Below are 6,847 nucleotides of genomic sequence, written 5' to 3' on the forward strand. Positions count from 1 at the left end.
CGTGGGTATGGCAGGATGCCATACCCTCCTATTTACGATTTACAACCAAAATCACAATAAAACTTACACTTCGAAACCACGACAAACCCAATCAAAAACAATCTTTTCAGTGTGTACGAACACACGCTGTTTGATTTATATCAATAAAAGCGCAATTTCCGACACATTTATACATAATAAGTTTGCAGATTGAGCTAAAGTGCGTACCTTTGCATCGTCAAAAGGTTAATAGATTGTTTAGGTTAGTAGTAATAGATTTAGGTTTTTAGTTATTAGGTTTAAGGTAACGATTGTTTAACAGGTAGCTATGAAGGATCGTGAGACTCTTCATTAATTACGAAAAAGGATTTTTAGTTAAACATAGGATTACGGCGCTGCTCGATGAGAGTAGCGCCGTATTTCTTTTATATCCCCACATGTATTGGGGCAGGTCAATACACACTCTCATTTTTTTTATTATTAGTATTCTCCGAAGTTAGAATATTTCTCCATTTGCGAATTATCGAAGTTACTTATTGCAGTTCTCCTAACTTCTGCAACCTCAATATAATTGAGGTATAACTTCGGCCCATAAGCTTAGAAATCTCTTTAGGAGATTTACCTTCTCGATATAATCGGCGTAGGTATGCATCACCCTTTGGCCCCCAATGCTTATTGGCATTTCTGTGGATTGACATTTGAACAACAGTTGGTTCAACCTCAGGGTGCAGGAATTCATCAACGAAAACAGAGGGGAAACGCTTATCATACATGACTATCGTCTTTTCCTTGGCTCGTGTAATGGCGACATAGAACAATCTACGTTCCTCACCGAAGGGATATTCATCACCTCTGCTCAGTACATACTTGAGAACAGGGTCATCACTCATCATTGAGGGGAAACCGAACACGTCTTTATTGCATTGCAACAATATAACAACATCAGCTTCAAGTCCCTTGGATTTATGAACTGTCAGGAACTCTATTTCTCGTCCATTGATATTATAGAAGAACTGGTTTCCGCGCTTATAGCCTTGGTATGCAAATGACAGGTAGTAATCATCGAATGAATATCGACCAAGTAGGTAAATCTTCTTGTCTTGAGGGATTGTCGCTATCAGACTGGTCAAGGTCTCGGTATAGTGAGCACGCTCATAAGCCTGAAATAAAAGTTCTGTATGAGCAGCAGACGAGAATGGTCGGATATTCTTCTTCAACTGCACAGGATTACGTTGAACGAATTTTGACGATAATCCAACGCATGGCTGTCCAAACCGATACGTTGTTTCTATTCTGTCTATCTGTGTGGGACCAAAGAAGTCTTCGAATCTATTGAACAATGCCATATCACTTCCTGAGAAACGATAAATAGATTGCCAGTCATCGCCTACACAATAGAGTCTAGCTTGAGGTTCACCCTTTCTAAGTTCTTGCAAGAATTTATAGCGATCAATAGATATATCCTGGAACTCATCTACTATGATATAGTCGTATCTTGATAAGGGGGCAGAACTTATCAATGCGGTCGCTTCTAAAATTACATCCGTGAAATCACACTGTTCTAACTTAGCCAGTGATTCTTGATAACGAGCCACAACAGGTGCAAAGATGTTTTCTATTATAAACTCTGCGCGCTGGTCACGTTCTTTATGTGCCTGTGATACAACTTCTTCAATACTCTTGCAATTGGTTTTCAGCAGTGTAGCGAACGTAACGATTAAGCGTATAAACGATTTTTCCTGCTTACTTCCTTTGGGCAACAGCATGGCATAAAGCTCACTTGAAGACAATTCATTAAAGGGCACACCTGCATCGGACAACATCTTCTTGAGTTTCTCTTTGATGTCGAATCTACTAAAGTCGGCACTTGTCGTTTCCAACAAGATTGTTCCATTCTCTTGGTGAAGTTCACGTTTCCAAGTTATACCATCACAATATTGTTGGTTAGCTTCGTCCCACGTTATTCCCTTGTTTTTAGCAAACCATGCTGGGACTGTTCCATGCTCATCTATACCAAAGTGCTCCAAGTACACACGACAGTCTTTTCCATCCTTTGTGTAATGAATGGAGAAATCAGGACGATACTGTGAGTGCAGTTCGTCATATACGGGGTGTTCATAAGCTTCTTCGTACCGGAAACTTACCCCCAATGAAGATAGAGCAAAGCAGATTCTCTTTTCTTGTTCACTTCTGACATGAATAGCTTTCCCATCCATATCAGGTAGCAATGCTTTATATCCACTTGCCTTCGCTGCAGATAGGCTTTGCTGTCTGTCTGTTTTTCTCTTTTCCCAATCTTCCTGTTCTATTTCATAGTTCGCAAAGTAGCTAACCACAGCATCTTGGAAATCTTTGTCTTCCAATAGCTGCTTATAGATATCAACAAAGATGTGATCTACATTCTCACAAATGCTAGGCTTATGCTTGGTCATCTGACCAATGATATCTATAGCCAGTTTGTGGAAAGTATAACCACGAAGTCCAGGAGTATTCAGCCTCTCGGTCAACTCTGCAGCAGCCTTGTTTGTGTAACTAATCAACAGTATCCTTGAAGGATCCACATGCTTTTTGTCAATAAGGTATCTCACCTTACCGACGATGGAAGAGGTTTTACCGCTACCGGCACTACTCACGACCAAACAGTTCTCTGCTTCCGATACAATTGAATGTCGCTGTTGTTTATCTAATGGATATTGCAATACTGTATCAAAGAACTCTTCATTACCCGCTAATTGCTTTTGACAGTAGCGTTGGTTGTGTTCCTCGATAGTTCTATCTAAACTATCAAGTTGCCAAACAAAATCTTCAATAATACCACTTTCCACAGCAAACATGCGCCTGCTACGATTAACAGCCAATACATCATCTAAGTTTTCTGTTAAACTTTTTACAAAAGACGCTTGTTCTTCTGGGCGAATATATTGATCAGCAAATATTATGTCTACGTAGTCATACAAGCTGATTGTTGATTTGCTTCCTCCGCTTTCCTGTAATACATCTGTAGATATGACATCGGATATCTTATCTTCGCATTTCAATACATTACGTTTTACTTTCGCCCTAATAAAAAACCAGAGCGAAAGTAATGAGAAAGCAATAACCAGACCTATTATACAAACTGTCAATGACATATATTACACGAAATTATAAAGTGACACTATTACATTTTCAACCGACATTATTTTATCAGCCTTAATTCTGCAACACTATTGTAAATTAAGCCTTTTAAGAACCTGAGCCGCTCGGCAGAGCCGGTTACTTGGACAAGTCAGGCGGCCCAGGATTTTGCCATGTCGAAGAAACACTTGTCTTAGTGTTGCAAAAAGAAACAAGAGAATCCGACTATAGGCATGGCGAAGATACAAATTAAATCTGAAAAACTCACTCCTCTTTGAGGAATATTATCGGGGCATGGAGCAATTTGACTCCACATTGACAGCAGGACAACGATGTTGCCGTAGCAGAACAACAATATTGCCGTAGCAGAACAACAATGTTGCCGTAGCAGGACAACAATGTTGCCGTAGCAGGACAACGATGTTGTCGTAGCGTGGCAATCGGATGGAAGATGGACTGGGAGATGGGCTGGAAGATACCAACATTTTTTAGATATCCACCAGCCTATTGGGGTTTCGCTTACCGCTCACAATCAGCGAGTTAGAGAAATCGAAATCCGAAAATGGGAGATATGGGAGATTTTTTACGCAACTGATATTATTTAAACCAAATCTGAAACATACAGAGGAATATTGGGGAAAGTGCATAAAAAAACGACTAAGTGTTGAAATCAACTCTTAGTCGTCTACAGTACCCAGACCCGGGCTCGAACCGGGATGGGTTGCCCCACTGGTGTTTGAGACCAGCGCGTCTACCGATTCCGCCATCTGGGCATTGGCGTTTTGCGAGTGCAAAGGTACGCTTTTTATTTCGTTCCGCAAAACTTTTGAAGCAAAAGTTTTGCGGAAACGGTTAGTTTAAGAGCTTTTCTACTCTTTTACTTTTAAAAGCTTTGTGGCAGCGTGGTATGGGCAAGATGCCCATACCTCCTACTTTTTACTTTTTTACTTTTAATAGTTTTCTGCTTTCAGCTCGAAGTACGCCTGCGGATGCTTGCACACAGGGCAAAGCTTCGGTGCCTGCTTGCCTACAACGATGTGACCGCAGTTGCGGCACTGCCAGATGCAATCGCCGTCGCGAGAGAACACTACGCCGTCCTCGATGTTCTGCAAGAGCTTGCGATAGCGCTCCTCGTGATGCTTCTCGATAGCACCTACGCCACGCATAGCAGCAGCAATCTCTGCGAAGCCTTCCTCGTCAGCCTCCTTAGCCATGCGGTCATACATGTCAGTCCACTCGTAGTTCTCGCCTGCAGCAGCATCCTTCAGGTTCTCGATGGTGTCCTTGATGGCACCACCCTGCAGATACTTGAACCACATCTTTGCGTGTTCCTTCTCGTTCTGCGCCGTCTCCTCGAAGAGAGCAGCTATCTGCTCATAACCCTCTTTGCGAGCCTTTGATGCGTAGTATGTGTACTTGTTGCGTGCCTGCGACTCACCTGCGAATGCCTCCTGCAGGTTGCGCTCTGTCTTTGTTCCTTTCAATTCCTTCATAATGATTATTTTTAGCCAATTATACTTTATGTTTGCAAAGATACAGATTAAGTTTGAAACAGCAAAGGAATAGTTGTAATTTTTACAAATTAAATTGTTTAATCCACTCCGCAACCTCCTTTGCACAGCGTTCGTCGTTGAACATCTGCTCGGCAAGAGCGCGACCGCGCTCCCCCATCAGGCGTGCCTCGTCGGGGTGAGTGGCTATGTATTCGACGGCTCGCTGCCAGCCTTCAACATCGCCATACTCTACGGAGATGCCACAGCCAAGGCTGTCGAAGTCGACGGGTATCTGCGGATTGCGACTGCAGATGATGGGGAGTCCGAGGGCGAGTGCTTCCACCACGGTGGTGAGTCCGGCGGTGTAGCGTGTGCGGTGGCAGCAGATGACAACGCAGTCGGCTTTCGCCACCTCGCGTGCTATCTCGTAAGGCAGCAGTCCGCAAATCTTCACCACATCGATGTTGTCGGCTGGCTCGCAACGTTCCACGGCTTCGAGGTTGGGGTTGGGCACGTTAGGGTTCGGATTGATACCTATATATAATATAAGGTGGCGACCGGTGCGGTTGAACGCTTCGATGAGCGTGGGCTGGTCGCGCTGCTCCTTACCCGTGGCGATGAAAGATGGGGAGGGGGTGAGGGGGTGAGAGGGTGAGACTTGCTCTGCCTTGAGTTCCGCTTTTATCTTATCATAAAAGGCGAGGTCGGCACCCCAATGCCCAACGACGAGTTTCTTGGGGTCGGCTTTCGGAGCCTTCAGCGAGTCGTCGACGAGTTTCTGCGAGAAGAAGATTAGGCGGTCGAAACCTTTGTAGAAGAAGCGACCGAGCAGTTCGCGCAAGCGACTCTTCGACTTCACTATGGGCTGGTGATGCCACACGATGATGGGCTTGCGGAACAAGCCGAGGGCACGCAGCAGCACCACAAGTTCGAGTCCTTTGTAGTGGGTGGCGTAGAGAGCGTCGTAGCGTTCGCGGCACGTGAGCACACGCCACGCCGTGTAGAGCGCAGTCTTCAGTCGGGAGAGTTCGTGCTTCGGCGAACGGTGGTAGACCACGTCGATGCCGTTGTCGGCAAGGTGGCACGCTCCGTAGAGAAAGTGCGACGGAAATTCGCCCTCCGCCATGCGACGTAGGCAATACTGTATGTTCTGCGTATGGTAGAAATAAACCTTCATAGATAGCGGTAGTTGTATATCTGCATGAACGGATGGAGCAACGCACGCAGAAGTGCCACGGGATCTGTCTCGTGTGTGTAGAAGATGCGGTGACGATAGCGCACATACATGCGTTGCAATCCGAAGAACGCCTTCAATCCCCTACCCGTCTCGTAGCCGAGGAGGCGCAAGCCGTCGCGAAAGATTGCGTTGTCGGTGGTGGGGACTGAGGGAGTTGCCTTCGACTTGCGTTCCACCCACAGCAGAAAGTCGCGGCGAGCAGCGAAGTGGGCGTTCATCCGAGGCTTCACCCTCGAATAATTGCGCACGCCGTACCACACCATGTAGGCAGCATTGTCGGCAGAGCGCACACGATGGGTGTCGACACCCACGTATGTGGCAGCCTCGGCGTAGCGACGCTGGCGCACAAGCACCCGGTCGATGAGCACGATGCTGTCGAGAGCCGCAGCGGCTGTAGCGGTCATCACGTCGTAGCATGTACGGCGGTATATCTCGGGGCACTCCTCCTCGGTGGGTATCACGTCGAGCAACTCGCGACGCAACACCTGGCAGTGGCCCATCATCGAGGCATAGAACAGACGGATGAGGTTGCAGTTGGGTCGGCGACTGTCGTAGCGCACCTCAGCACCAGTCTCGGTGAACGGCACCGAACGGCAGACACACATCATGTTCTGACCGATGGCGGTGCACTGCTCTTCGAGCTTCGTAGGCAGCCAGATGTCGTCCTGATCGCAAACGGCGATGAGGTCGGCGGTGGAACGGCGCATGGCAGAGAAGAAGTTGCGGTTGATGCCCTGCTGCTGCGCGTTCTGATAGACACGCATCTGCACCCCATCGGGCGCACGGCGAGCATAGTCGGCGAGCAACTCCATAGTGTTGTCGGTAGAACAGTCGTCCTGCACTATTATCTCCTTCGGTTTCAGTGTCTGCGCAAAGAGCGAGTCGAGCTGCTCTGCAAGGTGTCGACTCGCTCCGTTGTATGTACACATCACCACCGCTACGGTTTCGGTCTGATTCATTCTTTATAAAATAATTTAAGTTTCGCAGATGAAAGTAGTTAAGAAGTTAAGGAGTTGTCGCG

At 46.6% G+C, this 6,847-nt stretch carries 4 protein-coding genes and 1 tRNA gene; all 5 read right to left on the reverse strand.

What is annotated here, in order from left to right; translation table 11 throughout:
- Positions 1-512 precede the first annotated feature (512 nt).
- Positions 513-3,110, reverse strand: coding sequence for a UvrD-helicase domain-containing protein (locus HMPREF0673_RS08965; protein ID WP_007901184.1), 2,598 nt, complete (start codon positions 3,108-3,110; stop codon positions 513-515).
- A 677-nt stretch (positions 3,111-3,787) separates the two neighbouring features.
- Positions 3,788-3,869: transfer RNA gene (locus HMPREF0673_RS08970), tRNA-Leu, on the reverse strand.
- A gap of 177 nt (positions 3,870-4,046) precedes the next feature.
- Positions 4,047-4,589, reverse strand: a complete 543-nt coding sequence (gene rbr, locus HMPREF0673_RS08975) for a rubrerythrin (protein ID WP_007901186.1) — start codon at positions 4,587-4,589, stop codon at positions 4,047-4,049.
- Positions 4,590-4,671: 82 nt separating this feature from the next.
- A complete protein-coding gene (locus HMPREF0673_RS08980) occupies positions 4,672-5,766 on the reverse strand; it encodes a glycosyltransferase (protein ID WP_007901192.1) in 1,095 nt (364 codons plus the stop codon).
- Entirely contained in the window at positions 5,763-6,785 is a 1,023-nt protein-coding gene (locus HMPREF0673_RS08985; protein ID WP_007901194.1) for a glycosyltransferase, read from the reverse strand. Before HMPREF0673_RS08985 ends, HMPREF0673_RS08980 begins: the two co-directional genes overlap by 4 nt.
- Positions 6,786-6,847 lie beyond the last annotated feature (62 nt).

Origin of the sequence: Leyella stercorea DSM 18206 (assembly GCF_000235885.1) — a bacterium.
Classification (GTDB): Bacteria; Bacteroidota; Bacteroidia; order Bacteroidales; family Bacteroidaceae; genus Prevotella; species Prevotella stercorea.